The organism is Pseudomonas massiliensis (genome assembly GCF_000826105.1).
In the GTDB taxonomy this organism is placed as follows: Bacteria; Pseudomonadota; Gammaproteobacteria; order Pseudomonadales; family Pseudomonadaceae; genus Aquipseudomonas; species Aquipseudomonas massiliensis.
On record NZ_CCYK01000003.1, the window covers coordinates 162,124 to 184,278 of the forward strand.

The 22,155-nt window shown below is 64.0% G+C and carries 18 protein-coding genes and 1 pseudogene; 4 read left to right on the plus strand and 15 right to left on the minus strand.

Annotated elements, in window-relative coordinates; translation table 11 throughout:
* Positions 1-78 precede the first annotated feature (78 nt).
* The 11 genes and pseudogenes from BN1188_RS01340 to dksA all read right to left on the minus strand — a co-directional run bounded on the left by BN1188_RS01340 (position 79) and on the right by dksA (position 13,455).
* Positions 79-951, minus strand: coding sequence for an oxygenase MpaB family protein (locus BN1188_RS01340; protein ID WP_040259415.1), 873 nt, complete (start codon positions 949-951; stop codon positions 79-81).
* Positions 952-983: 32 nt separating this feature from the next.
* Entirely contained in the window at positions 984-2,648 is a 1,665-nt protein-coding gene (gene pgi, locus BN1188_RS01345; RefSeq protein ID WP_040259368.1) for a glucose-6-phosphate isomerase, read from the minus strand.
* Positions 2,649-2,843: 195 nt separating this feature from the next.
* Positions 2,844-3,713: a pantoate--beta-alanine ligase gene (gene panC / locus BN1188_RS01350; RefSeq protein WP_040259369.1), complete on the minus strand. Its 870-nt coding sequence runs from the start codon at positions 3,711-3,713 to the stop codon at positions 2,844-2,846.
* Positions 3,710-4,510 carry a 3-methyl-2-oxobutanoate hydroxymethyltransferase gene (gene panB, locus BN1188_RS01355; protein ID WP_040259370.1) on the minus strand — a complete coding sequence of 267 codons (801 nt, stop codon included), beginning with the start codon at positions 4,508-4,510 and terminating at the stop codon, positions 3,710-3,712. Before panB ends, panC begins: the two co-directional genes overlap by 4 nt.
* Before the next feature lie 224 nt (positions 4,511-4,734).
* Entirely contained in the window at positions 4,735-5,232 is a 498-nt protein-coding gene (gene folK / locus BN1188_RS01360; protein ID WP_040259371.1) for a 2-amino-4-hydroxy-6-hydroxymethyldihydropteridine diphosphokinase, read from the minus strand.
* Positions 5,229-6,617 carry a polynucleotide adenylyltransferase PcnB gene (locus tag BN1188_RS01365; RefSeq protein ID WP_040259372.1) on the minus strand — a complete coding sequence of 463 codons (1,389 nt, stop codon included), beginning with the start codon at positions 6,615-6,617 and terminating at the stop codon, positions 5,229-5,231. The genes folK and BN1188_RS01365 overlap by 4 nt, the downstream gene beginning before the upstream one ends.
* A 710-nt stretch (positions 6,618-7,327) precedes the next feature.
* Positions 7,328-8,752 carry a sigma-54-dependent transcriptional regulator gene (locus BN1188_RS01370; RefSeq protein WP_040259373.1) on the minus strand — a complete coding sequence of 475 codons (1,425 nt, stop codon included), beginning with the start codon at positions 8,750-8,752 and terminating at the stop codon, positions 7,328-7,330.
* A gap of 23 nt (positions 8,753-8,775) precedes the next feature.
* A complete protein-coding gene (locus tag BN1188_RS01375; RefSeq protein WP_040259374.1) occupies positions 8,776-11,724 on the minus strand; it encodes a sensor histidine kinase in 2,949 nt (982 codons plus the stop codon).
* On the minus strand, positions 11,714-11,890 hold the full coding sequence (locus BN1188_RS21460; RefSeq protein ID WP_003250005.1) for a hypothetical protein: 177 nt from the start codon (positions 11,888-11,890) through the stop codon (positions 11,714-11,716). Before BN1188_RS21460 ends, BN1188_RS01375 begins: the two co-directional genes overlap by 11 nt.
* Before the next feature lie 102 nt (positions 11,891-11,992).
* A pseudogene (gene gluQRS / locus BN1188_RS01380) lies at positions 11,993-12,960 on the minus strand (tRNA glutamyl-Q(34) synthetase GluQRS).
* 48 nt (positions 12,961-13,008) lie between these two features.
* On the minus strand, positions 13,009-13,455 hold the full coding sequence (gene dksA, locus BN1188_RS01385; RefSeq protein ID WP_040259375.1) for an RNA polymerase-binding protein DksA: 447 nt from the start codon (positions 13,453-13,455) through the stop codon (positions 13,009-13,011).
* A gap of 255 nt (positions 13,456-13,710) precedes the next feature.
* On the opposite strand from dksA, the gene BN1188_RS01390 reads away from it, so the two are divergent.
* Together BN1188_RS01390 and sfsA are read left to right on the plus strand one after the other, a co-directional pair.
* Entirely contained in the window at positions 13,711-14,883 is a 1,173-nt protein-coding gene (locus BN1188_RS01390; protein WP_040259376.1) for a pyridoxal phosphate-dependent aminotransferase, read from the plus strand.
* The gene (gene sfsA / locus BN1188_RS01395; RefSeq protein WP_040259377.1) at positions 14,883-15,590 is read left to right on the plus strand and encodes a DNA/RNA nuclease SfsA; all 708 of its coding nucleotides are present in this window, start codon (positions 14,883-14,885) and stop codon (positions 15,588-15,590) included. Before BN1188_RS01390 ends, sfsA begins: the two co-directional genes overlap by 1 nt.
* Before the next feature lie 236 nt (positions 15,591-15,826).
* Here the strand turns inward: sfsA and BN1188_RS01400 are convergent, their stop codons facing one another.
* The 4 genes from BN1188_RS01400 to BN1188_RS01415 all read right to left on the minus strand — a co-directional run bounded on the left by BN1188_RS01400 (position 15,827) and on the right by BN1188_RS01415 (position 18,955).
* A complete protein-coding gene (locus BN1188_RS01400) occupies positions 15,827-16,618 on the minus strand; it encodes a Crp/Fnr family transcriptional regulator (protein ID WP_040259378.1) in 792 nt (263 codons plus the stop codon).
* Positions 16,619-16,650: 32 nt separating this feature from the next.
* The gene (locus BN1188_RS01405) at positions 16,651-16,926 is read right to left on the minus strand and encodes a TfoX/Sxy family protein (protein ID WP_040259379.1); all 276 of its coding nucleotides are present in this window, start codon (positions 16,924-16,926) and stop codon (positions 16,651-16,653) included.
* Positions 16,927-16,982: 56 nt separating this feature from the next.
* On the minus strand, positions 16,983-17,327 hold the full coding sequence (locus tag BN1188_RS01410; protein ID WP_040259380.1) for a pentapeptide repeat-containing protein: 345 nt from the start codon (positions 17,325-17,327) through the stop codon (positions 16,983-16,985).
* 86 nt (positions 17,328-17,413) lie between these two features.
* Positions 17,414-18,955 (minus strand): bifunctional aminoglycoside phosphotransferase/ATP-binding protein, encoded by a 1,542-nt coding sequence (locus BN1188_RS01415; RefSeq protein WP_040259381.1) that lies wholly within the window; start codon positions 18,953-18,955, stop codon positions 17,414-17,416.
* A 116-nt stretch (positions 18,956-19,071) separates the two neighbouring features.
* Between BN1188_RS01415 and mrcB the strand changes: the two genes are divergently transcribed.
* Both mrcB and BN1188_RS01425 read left to right on the plus strand, forming a co-directional pair.
* Complete coding sequence (gene mrcB, locus BN1188_RS01420; protein ID WP_040259382.1) at positions 19,072-21,396, plus strand: penicillin-binding protein 1B; 2,325 nt, start codon at positions 19,072-19,074, stop codon at positions 21,394-21,396.
* 13 nt (positions 21,397-21,409) lie between these two features.
* Positions 21,410-22,153 (plus strand): tetratricopeptide repeat protein, encoded by a 744-nt coding sequence (locus BN1188_RS01425; protein WP_040259383.1) that lies wholly within the window; start codon positions 21,410-21,412, stop codon positions 22,151-22,153.
* The last annotated feature ends 2 nt before the right edge of the window (positions 22,154-22,155 follow it).

The window sequence follows — 22,155 nt, forward strand, 5'->3', positions numbered from 1 at the left end:
TTATTAGTGTCGGTCGCCAGGGGCGAGCCGGGAAGACTGCAAGACAGCGCATGTTGGCATATTTGCGCGTGCCACGCGCTATCGGGTGGCCAGGCCCATGCGCTGGCGCGCCCGATGAGCCGAACCGTCGCGCACGGCCCAGCGCAGCAAGGGCGCAGTGCAGCCTACCCCCAAGTCGATCATGGCTCGCCTCAGGGGCCCCTGGCGCAGCTCGAGCAGCACCGCCGCCCAGGGCGGCAGCAGAGCCATGCCTGCATTGAGCATCAGCTGACCCATGGGCCGCGCGAGGCGGCTGGGCGCCGGCGCCTCTCGCAACAGCCTGACCACCTCGCGAGTACGTTCGTCGCAGCGCAAGGCAGGGCGCATGCGCTGCAGATAGGCCTGCACCTCATCCACTGAGCGTGGCACTTCCCGCGCCCCGAGCCGCTCGGCGACAAGTGCGATCTCCGCGTAGTAGCGGTCTTGCTCCGCCAGGCTCAGGCTTGGGTTGCGGTAGCGCAGATGGGCGGCCAGAAAGCTGCTGACCTCGGCTACATGGACCCAGGTCAGCAAGGCCGGGTCGCTGGCGGCGTAGGGCTGCCCGGCCAGTTCCCCGGTGATCCGGGCATGGATGGCGCGGACCTTATCGATCAGCCAGTTGGCATCCTGGGTGGAGCCATAGGTGGTGCCGGAGACGAACTGCCCGGTGCGGCGCAGCCGGCCAAGCATGTCGTCACGGAAATTGGAATGGTCCCACACCCCGGCCAATGCCAAGGGGTGGAGCATCTGCAAGAGCAGGGCGCGGATGCCGCCGATCATCATGGCGGTGAAGTCCCCGTGCACCTGCCAGCAGATGGACGCCGGCCCGAACAGGCCCGGGTCGCCCGGTGGGTTGCGCAGGTCGAGCTGGCCCAGGGCCAGGCCGGTCAAGCCCAGCACCTGGCGCTCGATGCGCTGGCGAACGGCCTCGATCACAGCCATGTCCCGGGCTCACCCCAGCCGGGTCAGCCGCGATGACGGCTGCGGAAGAAGTTGATCAGGCCCTGGGTCGAGGCGTCCTCGGCCGGTTCCTCCACGTCGCCGATCAGGCGCTGGTAGACGTTCTTGCCCAGCTCCTTGCCCAGCTCCACGCCCCATTGGTCGAAGGCGTTGATACCCCAGATCACGCTTTGTACGAATACCTTGTGCTCGTACATGGCCACCAGCGCGCCCAGGCGGCGTGGGCTGATGCGCTCCACCACCAGGGTATTGCTCGGGCGGTTGCCCGGAATGACCTTGTGCGGCGCCAGGCGCTGGACCTCTGCCTCGGGCATGCCCTTGGCGCGCAGCTCGGCTTCGGCCTCGGCGCGGGTCTTGCCCAGCATCAGGGCCTGGCTCTGGGACAGGCAGTTGGCGAACAGCCACTGGTGATGGTCGGCCACCGGGTTGAAGCTCACCACGGGCACGATGAAGTCCGCCGGGATCAGCTGGGTGCCCTGGTGCAACAGCTGGTGGTAGGCGTGCTGGCCGTTGGCGCCTACGCCACCCCAGATGACCGGGCCGGTGTCGGTAGTGGCCGGCGAACCGTCCTGGCGCACGCTCTTGCCGTTGGATTCCATGTCCAGCTGTTGCAGGTGCTTGGTGATGTTGCGCAGGTAGTGGTCGTACGGCAGGATCGCGTGGCTCTGCGCGCCCCAGAAATTGCCGTACCACACGCCCAGCAAGGCCAGCAGCACGGGCATGTTGCTGTCGAAGGGCGCGGTCTGGAAGTGCTCGTCCATGGTGTGAGCACCGGAGAGCAGTTCCTTGAAGTTGGCGGTACCGATAGACAGCGCGATCGGCAGCCCGATGGCTGACCATAGCGAGTAGCGGCCGCCGACCCAGTCCCACATGGGGAAGATGTTCTCTTCACGGATGCCGAAGGCCACCGCCGCTGCGTTGTTGCTCGATACCGCGATGAAGTGGCGATGCAGCTCGGCTTCGGAGCCGCCCTGGGCCAGGTACCAGGCACGAGCAGCCTGAGCGTTCTTCAGGGTTTCCAGGGTGCCGAAGGATTTCGACGACACGATGAACAGGGTCGTTTCGGCGCGCAGCTTGGCCGACAGCTCATGGAATTCACTGCCATCGATATTGGCCAGGTAGTGGCAGCGCACGCCTTTCTGGCTGTACGGCAACAAGGCTTCGGAGACCAGCTGCGGGCCCAGGAACGAGCCACCGATGCCGATGTTCACCACGTCGGTGATGGGCTTTTCGGTATAACCGCGCCAGAGACCGTCGTGGATGCGAGTCACCAGTTCGGTGATCTGCCCCAGCACCTTGTGCACTTCGGGCATGATGTTGGTGCCAGCGACCTTCAGCTTGTCGCCGATGGGGCGACGCAGGGCCGTGTGCAGGGCAGGGCGGCCTTCGGAGGCGTTGAGGATCTCGCCGGCGAACATGGCCTTGATGGCTTCGGAGAGCTTGACCTCATTGGCCAGGGAAACGAGCAGGTCCTGGGTTTCCTGGGTGATCAGGTTCTTCGAGTAATCGAGGAACAGGCCGCAGGCGCTGAGGGAAAAGTCATCGAACCGGGTTGGGTCGGCATTGAAGGCTTCACGCATGCTGAACGGCTGCATGGCTGCGCGGTGTTCGCTCAGCGCCTGCCAGGCGGGAAGGGCGGTCACGTCGTGAGGATTGCGGTAGTACGCCATCTCTGCAAGTTTCCTTTTACTTGTTCAGCCTCTTGGACCTTTGGGAGTCCGGGCGGTTGCTTCGCATTTTCGGCCACCGGTGCGATGGGGCGAATCTGTGCTCAGTGCTCACGGTACCCCTTGCGCGACGCCTTGTCTGCGCCTGCGCGAAGGGGTTTGCATACTATCTTGTGGCAGCCTTCGGGCCAGGGCGGATCAGCCCGCGGTCGGCGTGCCCTCCAGGCTTACCCTGAGGTTGTCGATCAGGCGCGTGCTGCCCAGGTAGGCGGCGGCCAGGATCACCAGGTCGTGATCATCCGGCGCGGCGGCGCGCAGGGAGTCGGCCTGGCGGATCTCCAGGTAGTCCAGGCGCATGCCGCTGTCGACAATGTGCTTGCGCTGTTCGCTCATCAGTGCCTGGAAGTTACGCTCCCCGGCTTCCAGCGCCCGGGCGATGGTGTTCAGGCTCTGGTAGATGGCGGGCGCGATCTGCCGCTGCTCGGGGCTCAGGTAACCGTTGCGCGAGGACAGTGCCAGGCCGTCGTCGGCTCGCACCGTGGGCTGGCCGACGATCTCGATAGGCATGTTCAGGTCCCGCACCATGGCGCGGATCACCGCCAACTGCTGGTAGTCCTTCTGGCCGAACACGGCCAGGTCAGGCTGGACGAGATTGAACAGCTTGCTTACCACAGTGGCCACGCCCTCGAAGTGCCCTGGCCGGCTCGCGCCGCAGAGTTCCTCGGACAGCTCGGGCACGCTGACACGGGTCTGCACGCTGGTGCCGCCTGGATACATCTGTGCCACGGAAGGGGCGAACAGCAGGTCGCAGCCGGCCTGCTCCAGCTTCTCTTGGTCCGCTGCCAGAGTGCGAGGGTAACTGTCCAGGTCTTCGTTAGGGCCGAACTGCAACGGGTTGACGAAGATGCTGGCGATCACGAAGTCGGCGCGCCGGCGCGCCTCGGTGACCAGGGCCACATGCCCGCTGTGCAGATTGCCCATGGTCGGGACGAAGCCGACACGCTTGCCTTGCGCCCGGGCCGCGGCCACGGCGGCGCGCAGTTCCTGCACCGTATTGACTGTGTTCATGCATTGAATCCGTGTTCAGGGGCAGGGAAGCTGCCATCTTTGACCGCGCTGACATAGGCGCTGAGCGCGCTCGGGATATCGGCCTGGCCGGCCATGAAATTCTTCACGAACTTCGGGACCCGGCCGGTCAGCGACAGGCCCAGCATATCGTGCAATACCAGGACCTGGCCGTCGGTCGCCGGGCCGGCGCCGATACCGATCACCGGCACGCGCACGGCTTGGGTGATCTGCGCAGCCAGTTCACTTGGCACGCATTCGAGCAGGATCATGGCCGCGCCGGCATCCTGTAGGGCGATGGCATCCGCGCGCATTTGCCGGGCCTGGCTTTCCAGGCGGCCCTGTACCTTGTAGCCGCCCAGTACGTTGACCGATTGTGGGGTAAGGCCCATGTGCGCGCACACCGGCACACCACGTTCGGCCAGCAGGCGGATGGTTTCGCCCAGCCAGGCAGCGCCTTCCACCTTTACCATGTGGGCTCCGGCCTGCATGAGCGCGGCGCTGTTGGCGAAGGCCTGTTCGAGGGTGGCGCAGGCCATGAAAGGCAGGTCGGCCAGGATCAGTGCCCCGGCGTTGCCGCGCTTGACGCAGGCGGTATGGTACGCCATGTCCGCGTTGCTGACCGGCAGGGTGCTGTCGTGACCTTGCAGGACCATGCCCAGAGAGTCGCCGATAAGCAGCACCTCGACACCCGCCTCGCTGGCCACGCGAGCGAAGGTGGCGTCATAGCAGGTCAGCATTGTTATTTTTTCACCCTTGGCCTTGAGGCTCTGGAGGGTGGTCAGGGTGATCTCTGGCATGAATTCATATCCTCGGTGAGCCTCCCAAGGCGGGAGGGCAACACGTGTATCTCGGTAACGAAGCGGGTATCCGCGCGGGCGGACAGGCAGGGCAGCCGCATTCGCTATCGGTGGGTGCCCTTCGGCAAGCCCTTCGGCAAGACCGACGGGCCGCCTATAGTCGTGACGCCATCGAGGGAAGTCAATTGTGGTCCACGATGGCGTTACCCGGTGTTACCGCGAGGTTACGCCAGCTCGCCAGCCCGCTCCAGCCCTTGGAAGGGGCAGGCACGCAGCAGCTCGCTCAGTGCCCGGCCGTCGGCCAGGGTGAAATCACCGGGTACCAGTTCTGCCAGGGGGTAAAGCACGAATGGCCTAAGGTGCAGTTGGTAATGAGGAACCCGCAGGCGTGGTTCGTCCAGCAGGCGCTCGCCGAACAACAGGATATCCAGGTCCAGGGTACGCGGCCCCCAGCGTTCGGCGCGCACGCGTCCTTGCTCGTTCTCGATTCGTTGCAGCGCATCGAGCAAGGCCAGCGGGGCGAGGGTCGTGTCCAGGGCGGCCACGGCGTTGCTGTAGCGAGGCTGCCCGGGCAGCAGGGAATCGCTCAGGTACAGGCCGGAGACCCCCGCCCATTGGGTAGCGGGCAACTGACGCAGGCCATGCAGCGCCTGGCGCAGTTGTTCGGTGGGCTCGGCCAGGTTGCTACCCAGCCCGATGAACACCCGTTCTGGAGCACTCATTCGGCGAAGCTGTCGCCTTTGCGACGACTGTTGTTGCGGCGCTTCTTGCGCGCCGGGCCGGCCGAGGGGGAAGCCTCGTCCCGATTGCCGAGGTCGCGGATCATGGCCCGCCGTTCGCTGTCTGTGGCGTCCTGGTAGTCCGTCCACCATTGGCCCAGCCCATCGGTTTGCTCTCCCGCGCTTTCGCGTAGCAGAAGAAAGTCGTACCCGGCCCGGAAACGCGGGTTGTCCAGCAGTACGTCGGCGCGCTTGCCATTGCGCCGTGGCAGGCGCTCCTGCATGTCCCAGATTTCCTTGATGGGCAAGGTAAAGCGTTTCGGGATCGCGATGAACTGGCACTGCTCGGCGATCAGCTCGTGTGCCGCTTCCTGCATGGCCGGGATCGGCGGCAGGCCACGGCCTTGCAAGGCCAGGGCGCGGGCCGGAAGAGCAGGCCACAGGAGCGCGGCGAACAGAAACGCAGGCGTGACAGGCTTGCCTTCTTGCACGCGCAGGTCGGTGTTGACCAAGGCATTGCGGATCAGGGTATGGGTATAGGACGGCGTGTCTTCCAGGGCTTGGGCGCTGGCCGGGAACATCTGCTCGAACAGGTTCAGGTCCACCAGCATTTCGAAGGTGTCGGCCGCCTGACCGGACAGGAACAGCTTGAGCACTTCCTCGAACAGGCGGGCCCCGGGAATGCCCTGCAACAACGTAGCCATTTCCCGGATCGGCTGCACCGTGTGGCGCTCGATTCCGAAGTCCAGCTTGGCGGCGAAGCGCACCGCGCGCAGCATGCGTACCGGGTCTTCCTGGTAGCGCTGCCGCGGTTCGCCGATGAGGCGGACCAGGCGGTTACGCACATCGTGCACGCCGTTGGCGTAGTCCAGGATGCGGTCGCTGACCGGGTCGTAGTAGAGCGCGTTGATGGTGAAGTCGCGGCGCTGGGCGTCTTCTTCCAGGCTGCCATAGACGTTGTCGCGCAGGATCAGACCGCTCTCGTTGCGCGAGGAGTGGCGGCTGGTGGTGGCGTCGTCTTCCGGATGATTGGCGCGGAAAGTGGCCACTTCGATGATCTCGCGACCGAACTGGATATGCACCAGCCGGAAACGACGGCCAATGATCCTGGCGTTGCGGAATTCGGCGCGGATCTGCTCGGGCGTGGCGCTGGTGGCCACATCGAAATCCTTGGGCGGCAGGTTCAGCAGCAGGTCGCGTACGCAACCGCCCACCAGGTAGGCCTGGTAGCCTGCTTGCTGCAGGCGCTCGACGATGCTGACCGCATGGCGGCTGAACTGATGGCGCTGCAGGCCGTGGGCGCCGCTGTTGAGCACTTCAGGGGTGCTTCGTTGATGATGGACCTGGCGGGCCGGGGGACGAAAAGACTGGAACAGCTTTTTCAGCATGGGATGCACTGTATGAAGGAATGATCGGCCATACCAAGATTGACCGCATAATGGGCGGGGATTCTAGCATTTAGTGACGGGATGGTGTAGGAGCCAGCGAAGCTGGCGAATTCGATCGCCCAATACCGGGCTATCAGGCTTCGCTAACTGCCGCACCGAAGGGTATGGTGGGCGGAACAACGTGCATCAGGCGGAAACGACAAGGGGAGCCGTAGCTCCCCAGGAAGTCGTTGCCTGCTCGTTTTTGTTCTCGCTTGGGCTTTTGTTTTTGTTGTGTGCCCGGCCCGCCAGGCATTGCCTGGGAGCATCTCCCAAAGGGGGAGCCAAGAGCAAACGGATTGCTTTGAACGCCGTATTGCTGACCCTAGGGTCCAACCAGTTCAGGCACTGCTCGATCGCAGTTTTTATTGTTCTCGGCCTGGTTGCGGGAAAATCCCGTAACGATACCTCTTCAAAAGAATCAGTTAGCTACGCCTCATGCCGTCTTGTTCTTGTTATGCGTGAGCCGATTCATGTTGTTTTTATTATGGGTTTGCGCTTTTTCTTGTTCTTGTACCGTAGATATTGCAGATGCTGTGCCAACTTTTAAAAATCCTTTGTTTTCAAAGGCTTGGTATAAAAGGTAGCGTTTTTCGAGCTTCGCTACAGGGGGAATTCGTTACCGTACGCCCCGCCTTTGTTACAGCCTTGCGAGTGACGGTAACACCTGCTCACCCTTCGTTGGCCACGCTCGACTTGCGCCGAGGAATGCCCAGCCGCTGGCGGCGCTCCCATAGGCATTTACGACTGACCCCAAGCTTGCGCGCCAGCTCTGTCTCGGTCATGTGATCCTGGTGCTCGAGTACAAAATGCTGGAAATAGTCTTCCAGAGAGAGGTCTTCGGTGGGCTCATGGTTGTTGGTCGGCGAAGCGGCGGCGGGTGTGCTGAAGGCTTCGTCGTCGTCATCCAGGTCGTTGAGCTCGATATCGATTCCCAGCAGATCGGCCGTGAGTTGCTGGCCCTCGCTGAGGATAACCGCGCGCTCGACCGCGTTCTCCAGTTCCCGTACGTTACCCGGCCAGCTGTAATGACGAATGGCGCTTTCCGCGTCCGCGGCGAAGCGCAGCCCTTCACGGCCCAGGCGTGCGGCCTGGCGGGCCAGGAACACATTGGCGATCTCGATCACATCGCTGCCCCGCTCGCGCAAGGGTGGAAGTTTCAGGGCGATAACGTGCAGGCGGTAGTAGAGGTCTTCGCGGAACTGGCCGACCTTGGCCAGGCTCTTGAGGTCCCGGTGGGTCGCAGCGATGAGGCGGACATCCACCTTCTGCGACTGGACCGAGCCCACCCGACGGATTTCCCCTTCCTGCAGCACGCGTAGCAGGCGTGCCTGGGCCTCCAGCGGCAGTTCACCGATTTCGTCGAGGAAGAGGGTACCGCCATCGGCTGCCTCCACCAGCCCGGCGCGGCCGGCGCTGGCACCGGTGAAGGCCCCCTTCTCATGGCCGAACAGCTCCGACTCGATCAGGGTTTCTGGAATGGCCGCGCAGTTCACCGAAATCATGGTGGCTTTGGCGCGGCGCGACAGGTTATGCAAGGCCCTGGCGACCAACTCTTTGCCAGTGCCGGATTCGCCCTGGATCAACACATTGGAATCGGTAGGCGCAACCTTGCGGATCTTGCCGTACAGGTCCTGCATGGGGGCGCAGGAGCCGATGATCCCGATTTCGCCCTGTGGCGCGGCGGCCGGTTTGTCGGCGCCGCGAGGGCTGGCCCTGGCAGGCTCGCTCGTGGCCGCGGCAGGCTGCCGATCGCGCAGGATGCGGGCCACGGCCTGGAGCATCTCGTCGTGGTCGAAGGGCTTGGCGATGTAGTCCACCGCGCCCATTTTCATGGAGTCCACGGCTGAGCGCAGGCTCGCGTAGCTGGTCATGATGAGCACCGGGCGACCCTCGCCCAGCTTGATGAGCTCGGTGCCCGGAGCGCCGGGCAAGCGCAGGTCGCTGACGATCAGGTCGAACGACGGAATGCTGAAGCGCTCTTGTGCTTCCTGCACGGAACCGGCTTCGCTGACCTGGTACTGATTCCGTTCAAGCAGGCGACGCAAGGCAGAGCGAATGATGTTTTCGTCTTCGACGATGAGAATATGCGGCATCTGATTCGGTTCTCTCGACGGTCTCAGTTAACAGCGGACGTCGCTTCGACATGGCGTGGCAAGGTCACCCGGATACGGGTACCTATCTGCCGTTCTGTGTCCGCCGGGCTGTCGATGGTGATCTGTCCATAATGCTCTTCCACGATGGAATAGACCAGCGCGAGGCCCAGGCCCGTTCCTTCGCCCGGATCCTTGGTAGTGAAAAAAGGTTCGAAGAGCCGGTCCATGATGTTCTTCGGAATGCCGCTGCCTTCGTCTTCGACCACCAGCGCGACAGTGTGCTCGCTGACCTCGCTGCGCACTCGCACGGCGCTCCCTGGCGAGGAGGCGTCGCGGGCGTTGGAGAGCAGATTGATCAGCACCTGGGCCAGGCGTTGGGGGTCCCCTTCGGCCCAATGGTCGGGGTCACACAGGTTGTAGAACTGCACTTCGAAGTTGCGTCGGTTCAGGGCCAGCAGGCCGATGGCATCCTGGGCCACCTGGGCCAGGCTGACGGGCTCGACACTGTGCTGATGGCTACCGGCATGGGCGAAGCTCATCAACGATTGCACGATGCGCGACACCCGCTTCGTCTGCTCGAGGATCTGGCTGGACAGCTCGGTGATCTCGCCGTCCCCCTCGCGTTCTTCGCGCAGGTTCTGCGCCAGGCAGGCGATGCCTGTGATCGGGTTGCCGATCTCATGGGCCACGCCTGCGGCCAACCGGCCAATGCTGGCCAGGCGTTCGGAATGCACCAGCTTGTCTTCGAGCATCTGGGTGTCAGTCAGATCTTCCACCAGCAATACCAGCCCGCTGTTACCTGGGGCGAGCGGCTCGTCGATGGCGGCCTTGTGCAGGTTGAGCCAGCGAATCTGGCCATCCAGGGCCAGGCGCTGCTTATGCAGATGCTCGTCGGGCCCCTGGATGAAGCTTTGCAGCAGGTCCTGCCAAGGCTCAGCGATGGTCATCAGGCGCGAGCCCACCACCCGCTGGGCGGAGATACCGGTAAGCTCTTCCATGGCTTTGTTCCACATGAGGATTTCCCGGTCCTTGGCCAGGGAGCAGACCCCCATGGGCAGTTCCTGAAGCGTCTGCCGGTGGTAGCGGCGCAAGGCGTCCAGCTCGGCGGCCAGGCCGGTGAGGCGAGAGTGGTAATCCTCCAGTCGGCTCTCGATGAAGTGGATGTCTTCGGTGACATAGGTTTCCCCACCGGATTTATAGGGCAGGAAGGTTTCCACGATGTCCTGGGCCACGCTGGGGCCCATCAAGCCCGACAGGTTGGCTTCAATGCGGTCGCGCAAGCGGCGCAGGGCATAGGGGCGGCGCTCGTCGAAGGGCAGGTAAAGGTCGCGCAGGGCTTGCTCCACTTCCTTTTGCGCGGCCCGGGCGCCCAACGGCTTGGCCAACTGAGTGGCGAACTCCTGAGGCGAGGCGACATGCAGTTCGCGTCGCTGCGGGCGGCGGACGTTGTCCACGGCGCAGGCTTCGGCCGCGCTGCTTTCTTCCGGGCTGGCCTCGGTGAACACCGAGACCAGGGTGAACAGCAGGATATTCGCGGCCAGGGACGCAATGGCTGCCATGTGCCAGCTGGTGTCATCCAGTACATAGATCATATCCAGCACAGGAATGTAGAAGCCGTCCACGTCACCGAGCAGCGGCATCAGCATGGTCAAGGACCAGACGGCGATACCCGCCAGCAGGCCCGCCATGAAGCCGCGCCGGTTGGCGGTGGGCCAGTACAGCACTGACAGCACCCCTGGCAGGAATTGCAGGGTGGCGACGAAGGCGACGATGCCCAGGTGGGCCAGGTCCTGGCGGCTGCCCAACATCAGGTAGAAGGCATAGCCGGCCATGATGATCGCCACGATCAGCCCGCGGCGGGTCCATTTGAGCCAGCGGTAGATGCTTCCGCCGGCGGGGGGCTGGTATAGCGGCAGCACCAGGTGGTTCAGGGCCATCCCGGACAAGGCCAGGGTGGTCACGATGATCAGCCCGCTGGAAGCGGACAGCCCGCCCACATAGGCCAGCAGGGCCAGGGCTCGGTTGTTGGCGGCGATGCCTATGCCCAGGGTGAAGTATTCCGGAGAGGTGGTTGCGCCCAGGCGCAGCCCGGCCCAGAGGATCAGGGGCACCGCCAGGCTCATCAACAGCAGGAACAGCGGCAGCCCCCAGCTGGCGCTGACCAGCGCCCGGGGGTTGAGGTTTTCGGCGAAGGCCATGTGGTACATGTGCGGCATCACAATGGCCGATGCGAAGAACACCAGCAGCAGGGTTCGCCACGGTCCCTCCTGCAGGGGCGTATGCAGCCCGGCCAAGGCCATCTGGTTCTGCATCAGCCAGAGCTCCAGCTGGTGGGGGCCGCCGAACACGCCGTAAAGGGCATACAAGCCCAGCCCTCCCAGCGCGATCAACTTGATCACCGATTCGAAGGCGATGGCGAACACCAGCCCCTGGTGCTTTTCCCGGGTAGCGATATGACGCGAGCCGAAGAAAATGGTGAAGAGCGTAATGAGCGCGCAAAAGCTCAAGGCGACCCGGTCCTTGATCGGCTCCTGGGTCAGGATGCTGATCGAATCGGCCACGGCCTGGATTTGCAGCGCCAGCAATGGCAGTACCCCGGCAAGCATGAACAGGGTGGTCAGCGCGCCGGCCCAGGTGCTGCGAAAGCGAAAGGCGATCAGGTCCGCCAACGAGGAAAGCTGGTAGGTGCGGGTGATCCGCAGGATCGGGTAGAGCAATACCGGCGCCAGCAGAAAGGCACCGGAGACGCCCAGGTAGCAGGCCAGGAACCCGTAGCCGTATTCATAGGCCAGGCCCACGGTGCCATAGAAGGCCCAGGCGCTGGCATACACCCCCAGCGACAGGGTGTAGGTCAGGGGGTGGCGGATGATCGCCCGGGGAATGTGACCACGCTCGCTCACCCAGGCCACGCCGAACAGTACCAACAGGTAAGCGGCGCTGATCAGGATCATCTGGGTAAGGCTAAAGCTCATCGGCGTCTCTCTGGCTTTGCAGGATAAAGGTGACCACGATGAGGATTAGCCACAACAGGTAGGGGCGGTACCAGGCGCCGGTGGGTTCGATCCACCAGTCCATGATGGCCGGGGAAAACAGGTAGATGCCCACGACCAGCAGCAACACCAAGCGATAGATATACATGCTGGCCTCGTCACCTCAGGCGGCTGATGAAGTCGCCCCGCCGGGGCTGCCGGGATGGTAGCCCAAGCCCGGCTGGCTGCCTACCGTCGCCGTCGGGCGCATTCAGCGCGCTTCTGCCTCGGGCAGGGTAGCCACCGCTGGCAAGGCGTCGGCGCGCCAGTGGGCCACGGCCCAGGCCAAGAGGGTAGCGGGCGAAGCGCCGTTCAGCTCGGATGGGGGGCGCTGGCCCAGGGTGCGCAGGGCGCGCAGCAGCTCCTGGCTGGCCATGGCCGTGGTCAGAGGGGCGGAACGGTAGCGCTTGCCCAGCTTGTGCCCATCGGGTTGCACCAGCAGCGGAACGTGAAGGTAGGTAGGCGCGGGCAGCCCCAGCAGTTCCTGCAGGTAGAGCTGGCGTGGAGTGGAATCGAGCAGGTCGGCGCCACGCACCACATCGGTCACTCTCTGGGCGCCGTCATCGAGCACCACGGCCAGCTGATAGGCATAAAGCCCGTCGCGTCGGCGGATGATGAAGTCTCCCACCTCCTGGCCCAGGTGCTGCTCGAAGTGGCCTTGGAGGCGATCTTCGAACCCATAGCGCAATTCCGGAACACGCAGGCGGATCGCGGCTCCTTCGGGAGAATGGCCGGCGTTGCGGCAGAAACCGGGGTAGACGCCCTGATAGGCCTCCAGGGTCTTGCGCGAGCAGGTACATGCATAGGCCAGGCCCTGGCTCAGCCAGCGGTCGATCACCGCCTGGTAATGGTCATGGCGGGCGCTTTGGTAGAGAACGGGACCATCCCACTCAAAGCCGTACTGGCTCAGGGTCGCCAGGATGGCATCCTTCGCGCCGGGCATTTCCCGGGGTGGGTCGATGTCTTCCATGCGCAGCAGCCATTGGCCGCCTTGAGCGCCAGGATGGCATCCTCCGCGCCGGGCATTTCCCGGGGTGGGTCGATGTCTTCCATGCGCAGCAGCCATTGGCCGCCTTGAGCGCGAGCGTCGGCGTAGGAGGCAACCGCCGCTACCAGGGAGCCGAAGTGCAGCAGCCCGCTGGGGGTAGGGGCGAAACGGCCAATGCGTGGGGAGGGCATGAGGGCGAGGGCCAGGTGGGGCGTGCCTGAAGAACGCCCCGGCTCAGATCATTTGCCGACCTGTTTTTCCTTGATTTCGGCCAGGGTCTTGCAATCGATGCACTGGTCCGCGGTTGGGCGGGCTTCCAGGCGGCGAATGCCGATTTCGATCCCGCAGGAGTCGCACCAGCCGTACTCTTCGTCTTCGATCAACTGCAGGGTCTTGTCGATTTTCTTGATCAGCTTGCGTTCACGGTCACGGGCGCGCAGCTCGAGGCTGAACTCTTCTTCCTGGCTGGCGCGGTCGGCCGGGTCGGGGAAGTTGGCAGCCTCGTCCTTCATGTGGTCCACGGTGCGGTCCACTTCCTGCATCAGCTCCTGCTTCCAGCGATTCAGGATCTTGGTGAAGTGAGCTCGCATCCCTTCGCTCATGTACTCCTCGCCCGGTTGTTCCTGATAGGGCTGGAAGCCACGAACGAGCTCATTGCTTTGCTGCTGGTTTTCATTGGTGGGCATGAATGACCGCCTCTCGCTCTTCTAATTCACTGCGCGGGATGATCCATCTCCGGCGCCCGCCGGCCCCGCGACTGCAAGCGGGCGAACTTACCAGATCGAATCCGGGTGCGCCACTCCCGGTTATCCAGCCTGATTTGCCTTGTGCAACGCGGGTTGGACCGCGGCGCCCACGGTTCATTCCCTGCCCGGCAACAGGCGCATTCCGAGGCGCGGTTGCCGTAGAATCCGGCCTTTGCGCCTTATCAGGAAATCCTCATGGCCAAGCCCTACAGCGCGCGCAGCCGCGCCATCGAACCTTTCCACGTCATGGCCTTGCTGGCGCGCGCCAACGAGCTCCAGGCAGCCGGCCATGATGTGATTCACCTGGAAATCGGCGAGCCGGACTTCACCACCGCCGCGCCCATCGTCGCTGCCGGCCAGGCGGCATTGGCGGCCGGCCATACCGGCTATACCGCCGCGCGTGGCCTGCCGGTACTGCGCCGGGCCATCGCCGGCTTCTATGAGCAGCGCTACGGGGTAGCGCTCGACCCTGAGCGGATCATGGTCACCCCCGGCGGCTCGGGTGCATTGTTACTGACCAGCGCCCTGCTGGTGGACCCTGGGCAGCACTGGCTGCTGGCCGACCCGGGCTACCCCTGCAACCGCCACTTCCTGCGCCTGATCGAGGGGGGCGCCAAGCTGGTGCCGGTTGGCCCCGCCGAGAACTACCAACTGAATCCCGACCTGGTGGCCCGGCACTGGGATGCGCAGTCGGCAGGGGCTCTGGTGGCATCCCCGGCCAACCCTACCGGCGCCGTGCTCGGGCGCGGCGACCTCAAGGACCTGAGTGACGCGGTACAGTCCCGCGGCGGGCACCTGGTGGTCGATGAGATCTACCATGGGCTCACCTATGGCGTGGATGCGCCCAGCGTGCTGGAAGTGAGCGACGATGCCTTTGTGCTTAACAGTTTCTCCAAGTACTTCGGCATGACCGGATGGCGCCTGGGCTGGCTGGTGGCGCCGCCAGAGGCCGTACCGGAGCTGGAAAAACTGGCGCAGAACCTGTACATCAGTGCGCCGAGCATGGCCCAGCATGCCGCCCTGGCCTGCTTCGAGCCAGCCACCCTGGAGATCTTCGAACAGCGCCGGGCCGCTTTCCAGGCGCGTCGCGATTTTCTCCTGCCAGCCTTGCGCGAACTGGGTTTCAGCATTGAGGTAGAGCCCCAGGGGGCTTTCTATCTGTATGCGGACATCAGCCGGTTCGGCGGTGACGCCTTCGACTTCTCCCGCTTCTTCCTGGAGCAGGAGCATGTCGCCTTCACCCCGGGGCTGGATTTCGGCACTCACCTGGCTCGCCAACATGTTCGCTTCGCCTATACACAAGCATTGCCTCGCCTGGAGCAGGCCGTGGAACGCATCGCCCGGGGCTTGCAACGGTGGCAGGGCTGATGCGCTTCGAACCTTCGCTGCAAGCCGGGACCCTCGTACGCCGCTACAAGCGATTTCTGGCGGATATCCAATTGGCCGATGGTAGTCAGGTGACAATTCACTGCCCCAATACAGGGTCCATGCTCAATTGCATGGCTCCGGGCAGCCGAGTCTGGTTCAGCCGCAGCGCCGATCCGGCGCGCAAGCTTCCCGGCACTTGGGAAATCGTAGAAACGCCCCAGGGAAGGCTGGCGTGCATCAACACCGGTCGGGCCAACCGAGTGGTGGAGGAGGCGTTGTTCGCCGGTGCCATCCCGGAATTGGCCGGCTTTACCCAGTTGCGCCGCGAGGTTCGCTATGGCGAGGAAAACAGCCGTGTGGACTTTCAGCTCGGTTATGAGCACCTCCAGGCGTACGTGGAGGTCAAGAGCGTGACCCTTGGCTTCGACGGCAGCAGCACCGCCGCTTTCCCGGATGCGGTGACCCAGCGTGGCGCCCGCCATTTGCGGGAGCTGGCAGCGATGGTGCGCGCGGGCCATCGGGCCGTGCAGCTGTACTGTGTGAACCTTACAGGTATCGAAAGCGTTCGACCGGCCGAGGAGATCGACGACGCCTACGCCCAGGCCCTGCGCCAGGCAGTGGCCGAAGGCGTAGAAGTATTGGCCTATGGCGTGCAGCTGACGCCAGAGCACATCTTCATCGACCGGCCATTGCGCGTGGAGCTGTAGGCGCCAGCGCAGCTGGCGTATTCGCCACGGGTTCGCGACCATGGCCGGCCTGCGCTGACTACTAAGGGAAATTAGGGACAAAAAAAGACCCGGCAAAAGCCGGGTCAAGAACCGTGATTAGCCTGATGAGGAGATAAGCTGAGTCCGAACCACCGGGCTGCTTATCGGCTGATCTCGCGACCAGTTGTGCTAATCATAACTATTCTCATTTGAGAGTCAAGCTCATTATCGAAATCTTATTGGCCATCCAACCCGGTTCCGGTGAGCTGACGATTTAACACATTGATTTTCCTGGCCATGCTTTCTATCAGGCTATGAGCAATTTTCGGATTCGACTGGGTCATGGCCAGGAACTGATCCTTGGGAATCAGCATGATGGTGCAAGGGGTGCTGGCGATCACGGTGGCGGTGCGCTTCTCCTCGGTAAACACTGCCATTGCGCCGAAAATCTCTTCCTTGGCCACATCTCCCACCTTAAGGCCGTCAACGAAAACCTCGGCGTGACCATCGATAATGATGAAGACATGGTCAGGGTCATCGCCCTGCTGGATCAGTACCTCGCCCGCCGCGACATGCTTGAAGCCGCTGGCGCCTCGATACTCGGGCTGCTTGAGCCGCGCTACCGTCTCGGCCAATAGCCAGGCGTGGCCGCCCAGGTAGTCCACCAGCGCGGCGCCCTGGCCTGTGCTTGCCACGTGGGCCAGTACCGCCTGGCGTTCATACGGCACCAGGTGCAGGGGCGCGGTAGTCCGGTAGCGGCAGTTCAGGTGCGCTGGCGGTAGGGCAAGTCCAAGGGCATCTCCTTCACTGAGGTAAAACAACGGACGTTCGTCGAGGGCGAGCTGTACCAGGCCGACCTCGATGAGATACAGGCATTCGGCGCGCAAGTGCTCGTTCAAGGCGGTATCGGCTGGAATGTCCAGCGTCTCGCCAGCCGGCTCCATGCCGGCCAGCAGGCTTGCGGGCAGGCCTTGCAGCCTGCTGATGCACTCTTCGGCGTGGGCCGATTGCTCCCCAACTACATACATGATTCGTTCTCGAAGCCGCGGGCAGCGGCGTATCAGGGTTTCTGGCCGGGCGCGGGCAAGGCCTCGAACGCCTCGTTCAATGCCTGCTTGCGCTCAAGGGGTACATCGTTCCAATGCACCCCCAGCAGGGCCCCCTCGATTGCGTAGAGCAATACCTTGGAGGCCCTGAAGCCACGGTTCTTGACTGCGCGGTAGGCATCGACGGCGCCGAGCCGACGCAGGTCCGCCACGCTATGGATGCCCACGGCATGAAGCCATTGGGCAGAGGTTTTGCCGAGGTTTCGCAGGTCCTGAAGCTCGTCGTTCATCCACGCTCCTTTCTGGGCGGCCATGCAGGCCCTGCCTGAAGCATAGCGGGCCGGCCCTATTTCGTGCGATAGCGCAGGCGCGTCCCGAAGTTGACCGACATCAGGATCTCATCAGCGCTCAGCTCGGGGGGGAAGTAGGCCCCGGAAATCTGCGCATGGGCCAGGGACGCGCCCTCGAGCTGCGCGCCGCGGAAGTCGATGCCGCGCAGGTCGGCGGAGCGGAAATAGGCATCGCGCAGGTCGATCCCCTCAGCATCGAGGTTGCGCAGGTCCAGCCCACGGAAATCTCCGCCGCTGAAATCCAGCGGCCCCACATGGCGCTTTTCCTCGTTGAAAGCCTGGATCTTCTCTTCGCGAACCAGGGTAAACAGGGGCGAATCGATCAGACGTGGCTGGCTCATGGCAGCATCTCCGCTGGAAGGGTGGCGCCATCATAATGACACCACCGGATAGCCAAAGGTGTGGACTGGTTCACGCCTTGCCCAGATCAAAGCCCCGGCAGTCTCTGCCTGATCGCGTCCACAACCGAATCGACGCTGCCGGCGTCATGAGTGGTCACGCGCTTGGCGGCCAGGCGCTCATCGGCGGTAAGTGGCTCTCGGCTTCGTTCCTGAGCAGCGATCACTTCCAGCGTAGCATCGGAAGGGTCCTGGCCCTCGGCCTGACGCTGGCCCAGCCAGCTCTCGATCACCGCCCGAGGCGCTTCGCACTCCAGGATGGAGAAGGGAACCGCCTGGGCCTGGGCGATGTGCCGGGCCGCCTCGCGCTGGCCCTGCTTCAGGTAGGTGGCGTCGAGAACCACCGGGAACCCGGCGCCGAGCACCTGCTCGGCCAGGTGATGCAGGCGCTGATAGGTCGCTTCGCCGGCCTGGCCGGTATAAAGTGCGGCGCTGCCCTGGTCGGGGAAGAGCCGCTTGCGCTCCACATCCGAGCGCAGCCGAATGGCGCCGAGGGCCTCGACCAACCGCAGCGCGACCTGGCTCTTGCCCACCGCGGAGACGCCGCTGGTGATGGCCAGAAAGCGCGAAGGGATGGCGCTGTAGCTTTCAGCCAGGGTGGCGTAGTTACGGTACTGGCGCAGGGCGGTCTTGCGTTGCAGGCCGTCGGCATCGGCCGGCAGGCTGAACAGTGCCACCTTGGCCCGCACCATGGCCCGATAGGCCTTGTAGAAATTGAGCAAGGGCAGCCCGGCGTAGTCGCCGGTCAGTTCCAGGTAGCCGCTGAGCAGGCGCCGGGACAGGCATTTGAGCCCACGGTCTTCCAGGTCCATGGCGAGGAAGCCGATATCCGCGTAGACGTCGGTGAAACGGAAGGGTTCGTTGAACTCGATGCAGTCGAAGATCACCACCTTGCCGTCGATGACGGTGGCGTTGCCCAGGTGAATGTCACCATGGCATTCGCGGATGTAGCCATCGGCCTTGCGCGCTCGCAGCAGCGGCAGCAGGCGATCGTATTCGGCGCGTGCCCAGGCCTCGAGCGCCTCCAGCTGCACCAGGTCGCCGCGCTCGCTGAGGAAAGGGCGAATCTGTTCGAAGTTCTGGGTCACCGGTGCCATCACGCTTTCCGGCGTGCCTTCGGCGCGCTCGAGCGGCACCTTGGGCGCGGACAGGTGGAATTCGGCGATCTGCCGGGCCAGGGCGTCGATATGCCCGCTACCCAGCTCGCCATTGGCCTGCAAGGTGCTGAGCAACTGACTTTGCGGGAATTGCCGCATTTTCAGAGCGTAATCGATCGCCGGGCCACTGCCGCCAAGGTTCGGCGCCTGCTCGCTGCCGGTGATCGCCAGCACCTCCAGGTACAGGCCTTCGGTGAGCCGCTGGTTCAGGCGCAGCTCTTCGTTGCAGAAATGCTCGCGGGCAGCCAGGGTGGTGAAGTCCAGGAAGCCGAAGTTGACCGGTTTCTTGACCTTGTAGGCATAGGGACCAGTCAGGATGACCCAGGAAATGTGTGTCTCTATGAGCTCGAAGGCATCCACGGGGTGCGGGTAGAGCGCTGGGTTCTGCAGCGCGGCAATCAGGGCTTGGCTCACGGAAAATCCTTATGCGATGTGGGGCAATGGGCTTCATTATGGCGGCTCGTTCCGGTGCTGCAAACCGCAACGAGGTTTCTGTCTGCAACGGGGCAAACTGCGTATAATCCGCCGCCATGACACGTAGCCGATCCCCCCGCAAATCCTCTCGTCCCGCCAGAAGTCGTACCCGTGCCCTGTTGGGTTGGGTGTTCAAGCTTGGCCTGGTAGGGCTGGTCGCCCTGGCCGGCGTAGCCGTCTACCTCGATGCCGTGGTGCAGGAAAAATTCTCAGGCAAGCGCTGGACCATTCCGGCCAAGGTGTATGCACGCCCCCTGGAGCTTTTCGTCGGGCAGAAGCTTGTACTGAAGGATTTCCTCACTGAACTCGATGCGCTGGGCTACCGGCGCACCAACGCTGTGGATGGCCCTGGCCAGGTGGCGGTGGTCGGCAGCACGGTTTCGCTCAACACCCGAGGGTTCCAGTTCTATGAAGGCCTGGAGCAGGCGCGGCCCGTGCGGGTGCGTTTCAATGGCGACTATGTCGCCGAGCTCTCCGGCACGGGGGGCGAAAAGCTGCCGGTGGTACGACTCGAACCGCTCCTGATCGGCGGCATCTACCCGAAGAACCTGGAAGATCGGATTCTTATCAAGCTGGACCAGGTGCCGCCTTATCTGGTCGACACCCTGGTTACCGTGGAAGACCGGGACTTCTACCATCACTTCGGCGTTTCTCCGAAATCCATCGCCCGGGCTGTCTATGTCAATGCTTCCAGCGGACAGATGCGGCAGGGCGGCAGTACGCTGACCCAGCAGTTGGTCAAGAACTTCTACCTGACCAACGAGCGCAGCCTGAGCCGCAAGCTCACCGAGGCCATGATGGCCGTGCTGCTGGAGTTGCATTACAGCAAGCAGGAAATCCTCGAGGCCTACCTCAACGAAGTGTTCATCGGCCAGGACGGGCAGCGCGCGGTCCATGGTTTCGGCCTGGCCAGCCAGTTCTTCTTCAGCCAGCCATTGTCGGAGCTCAGGTTGCACCAGGTGGCCCTGTTGGTAGGCATGGTCAAGGGGCCGTCCTACTATAACCCCCGGCGGTATCCGGAGCGGGCGCTGGAGCGGCGCAACCTGGTACTCGATCTGCTGCAGGAACAGGGTGTCGCCACGCCGGAGGCGGTGGTGGCAGCCAAGAAGATGCCTTTGGGGGTGACTGGGCGCGGCAGCCTGGCCGACAGTTCCTTCCCCGGCTTCCTGGACCTGGTCAAACGGCAGTTGCGCGAGGATTACCAGGAGGAGGACCTGACCGGTGAGGGCCTGCGGATCTTCACCAGTTTCGATCCTATCCTGCAGATGAAGGCCGAAGCGGCCGTGACCGAAAGCTTCAAGCGTTTCTCGGCGCGCAAGGGCGGCGACGCCCTGGAAACGGCCATGGTGGTCACCAACCCGGAAAGTGGCGAAGTGCAGGCCCTGGTGGGAAGCCGCCAGGCAGGTTTCGCCGGTTTCAACCGGGCACTGGACGCAGTGCGGCCGATCGGCTCTTTGGTCAAGCCCGCCATCTATCTCACCGCCCTGGAAAAGCCGAGCCAGTACACTCTTACCAGCTGGATCAAGGACGAACCCTTCTCGGTGAAAGGCGCCGATGGCCAGGTGTGGAGCCCGCAGAACTACGAGCGGGGGTCCAACGGCACCATCTTCCTTTACCAGGGGCTGGCACACTCCTATAACCTGTCCAGCGCGCGCCTGGGCCTGGACCTGGGCGTGCCCAACGTGTTCAAGACCCTGGGCAAGCTTGGGGTAGAGGTGAACTGGCCGGCTTACCCGTCCATGTTGCTGGGCGCCGGGGCCTTGTCGCCGATGCAGGTGGCCACGGTCTACCAGACGATCGCCAACGGGGGCTACAACACCCCCATGCGCGGCATCCGCAGCGTGCTCACCGCGCAGGGGCAGCCGTTGAAGCGCTACCCCTTCCAGATCCAGCAGCGCTTCGATCCGGGCAGCATCTACCTGATCCAGACGGCCTTGCAGCGAGTGGTGCGCGAAGGCACCGCACGCTCGGTCTACAACGTATTGCCATCATCCCTGAACCTGGCGGGCAAGACCGGCACCACCAACGATTCGCGCGACAGCTGGTTCGCCGGCTTCAGCCAGGACCTGCTCGCCGTGGTATGGATGGGCCGCGACGATAACGGCAAGACGCCCTACACCGGTGCCACCGGCGCTTTGCAGGTGTGGACCAGCTTCATGCGCAAGGCGGACCCCTTGCCGCTGAACATGGCCGTGCCGGACAACATCGTGCTGGCCTGGGTAGACGCCCATACCGGGCAGGGCTCTGCCGAAGGGTGCCCGAACGCGGTGCAGATGCCGTATATTCGGGGCAGTGAGCCCGCCGCGGGCACCGCCTGCAACAGCGGGCCCGGCGGGGGCGAAGATCCGGTCATGGACTGGATCAAGGGCTGGCTGAATTGACTGAGGAACTGACGTGAAGAAGTGGTGGTTTCCCATGATGGCCGCGGCGGCGATGCTACACGGCTGTGCCAGCGTGCCCCAGGGTTCGATTCCCGTGGTCGAGCAAGGGTCGGCGGTTTCCAACAGCGAGCGCGTGTCGGCCAACCGTAATGGCGCCTACCGCGCGCCAGTCGCCCGGGCACCGGTGCAGGCCGTGCCCGAGGATAGCGGCGTGACCGTAATGGTCCCGACCGCCAGCGCGCCTATCCAGGCCAGCGCCGCGCCCATCAGCACAAGCCCGATCACCCCAGGGCCGGTTACCGATGGGCCAGGCTATAGCGCCCCGACGTCACCAGGTGCCGCCACCGGCAGCCTCTACAGCAGCCCGAGCCGCGCGCCGGCGCCTAGCGGCATTCCCTCCGGCAGCGTGTCCAGCGGTGGCCTGGCGGCCGACGAGCAACTGGATGGTCCGGTGCTGGCACTGCTGACTACCGCTCAACAGCAACAAGGAGGCGGTGACCTGAACGGTGCTTCGTCCAGCCTCGAGCGGGCCCAGCGTATCGCCCCTCGCGAACCCCAGGTGCTGTTCCGCCTGGCGCAGGTCAGGCTGGCCCAGGGCGACGCGGCCCAGGCCGAGCAGTTCGCCCGCCGGGCGCTGAGCTACTCCAACGGTCGGCCGGACCTCCAGGCGCGCCTGTGGGAAACCATCGCCCAGGCCCGCGAGAAGCAAGGGGACGCCGCAGGCGCCGCCCAGGCTCGCCAGAACGTCAGGGGCTGAAG

What these genes read in the sequence shown, in the direction of transcription:
- pgi (WP_040259368.1), bottom strand. Translation starts at nt 2,648, where the DNA reads ATGGCGTACTACCGCAATCCTCACGACGTGACCGCCCTTCCCGCCTGG.
- panC (WP_040259369.1), bottom strand. Translation starts at nt 3,713, where the DNA reads ATGAACACAGTCAATACGGTGCAGGAACTGCGCGCCGCCGTGGCCGCG.
- panB (WP_040259370.1), bottom strand. Translation starts at nt 4,510, where the DNA reads ATGCCAGAGATCACCCTGACCACCCTCCAGAGCCTCAAGGCCAAGGGT.
- folK (WP_040259371.1), bottom strand. Translation starts at nt 5,232, where the DNA reads ATGAGTGCTCCAGAACGGGTGTTCATCGGGCTGGGTAGCAACCTGGCC.
- BN1188_RS01365 (WP_040259372.1), bottom strand. Translation starts at nt 6,617, where the DNA reads ATGCTGAAAAAGCTGTTCCAGTCTTTTCGTCCCCCGGCCCGCCAGGTC.
- BN1188_RS01370 (WP_040259373.1), bottom strand. Translation starts at nt 8,752, where the DNA reads ATGCCGCATATTCTCATCGTCGAAGACGAAAACATCATTCGCTCTGCC.
- BN1188_RS01375 (WP_040259374.1), bottom strand. Translation starts at nt 11,724, where the DNA reads ATGAGCTTTAGCCTTACCCAGATGATCCTGATCAGCGCCGCTTACCTG.
- BN1188_RS21460 (WP_003250005.1), bottom strand. Translation starts at nt 11,890, where the DNA reads ATGTATATCTATCGCTTGGTGTTGCTGCTGGTCGTGGGCATCTACCTG.
- dksA (WP_040259375.1), bottom strand. Translation starts at nt 13,455, where the DNA reads ATGCCCACCAATGAAAACCAGCAGCAAAGCAATGAGCTCGTTCGTGGC.
- BN1188_RS01390 (WP_040259376.1), top strand. Translation starts at nt 13,711, where the DNA reads ATGGCCAAGCCCTACAGCGCGCGCAGCCGCGCCATCGAACCTTTCCAC.
- sfsA (WP_040259377.1), top strand. Translation starts at nt 14,883, where the DNA reads ATGCGCTTCGAACCTTCGCTGCAAGCCGGGACCCTCGTACGCCGCTAC.
- BN1188_RS01400 (WP_040259378.1), bottom strand. Translation starts at nt 16,618, where the DNA reads ATGTATGTAGTTGGGGAGCAATCGGCCCACGCCGAAGAGTGCATCAGC.
- BN1188_RS01405 (WP_040259379.1), bottom strand. Translation starts at nt 16,926, where the DNA reads ATGAACGACGAGCTTCAGGACCTGCGAAACCTCGGCAAAACCTCTGCC.
- BN1188_RS01410 (WP_040259380.1), bottom strand. Translation starts at nt 17,327, where the DNA reads ATGAGCCAGCCACGTCTGATCGATTCGCCCCTGTTTACCCTGGTTCGC.
- mrcB (WP_040259382.1), top strand. Translation starts at nt 19,072, where the DNA reads ATGACACGTAGCCGATCCCCCCGCAAATCCTCTCGTCCCGCCAGAAGT.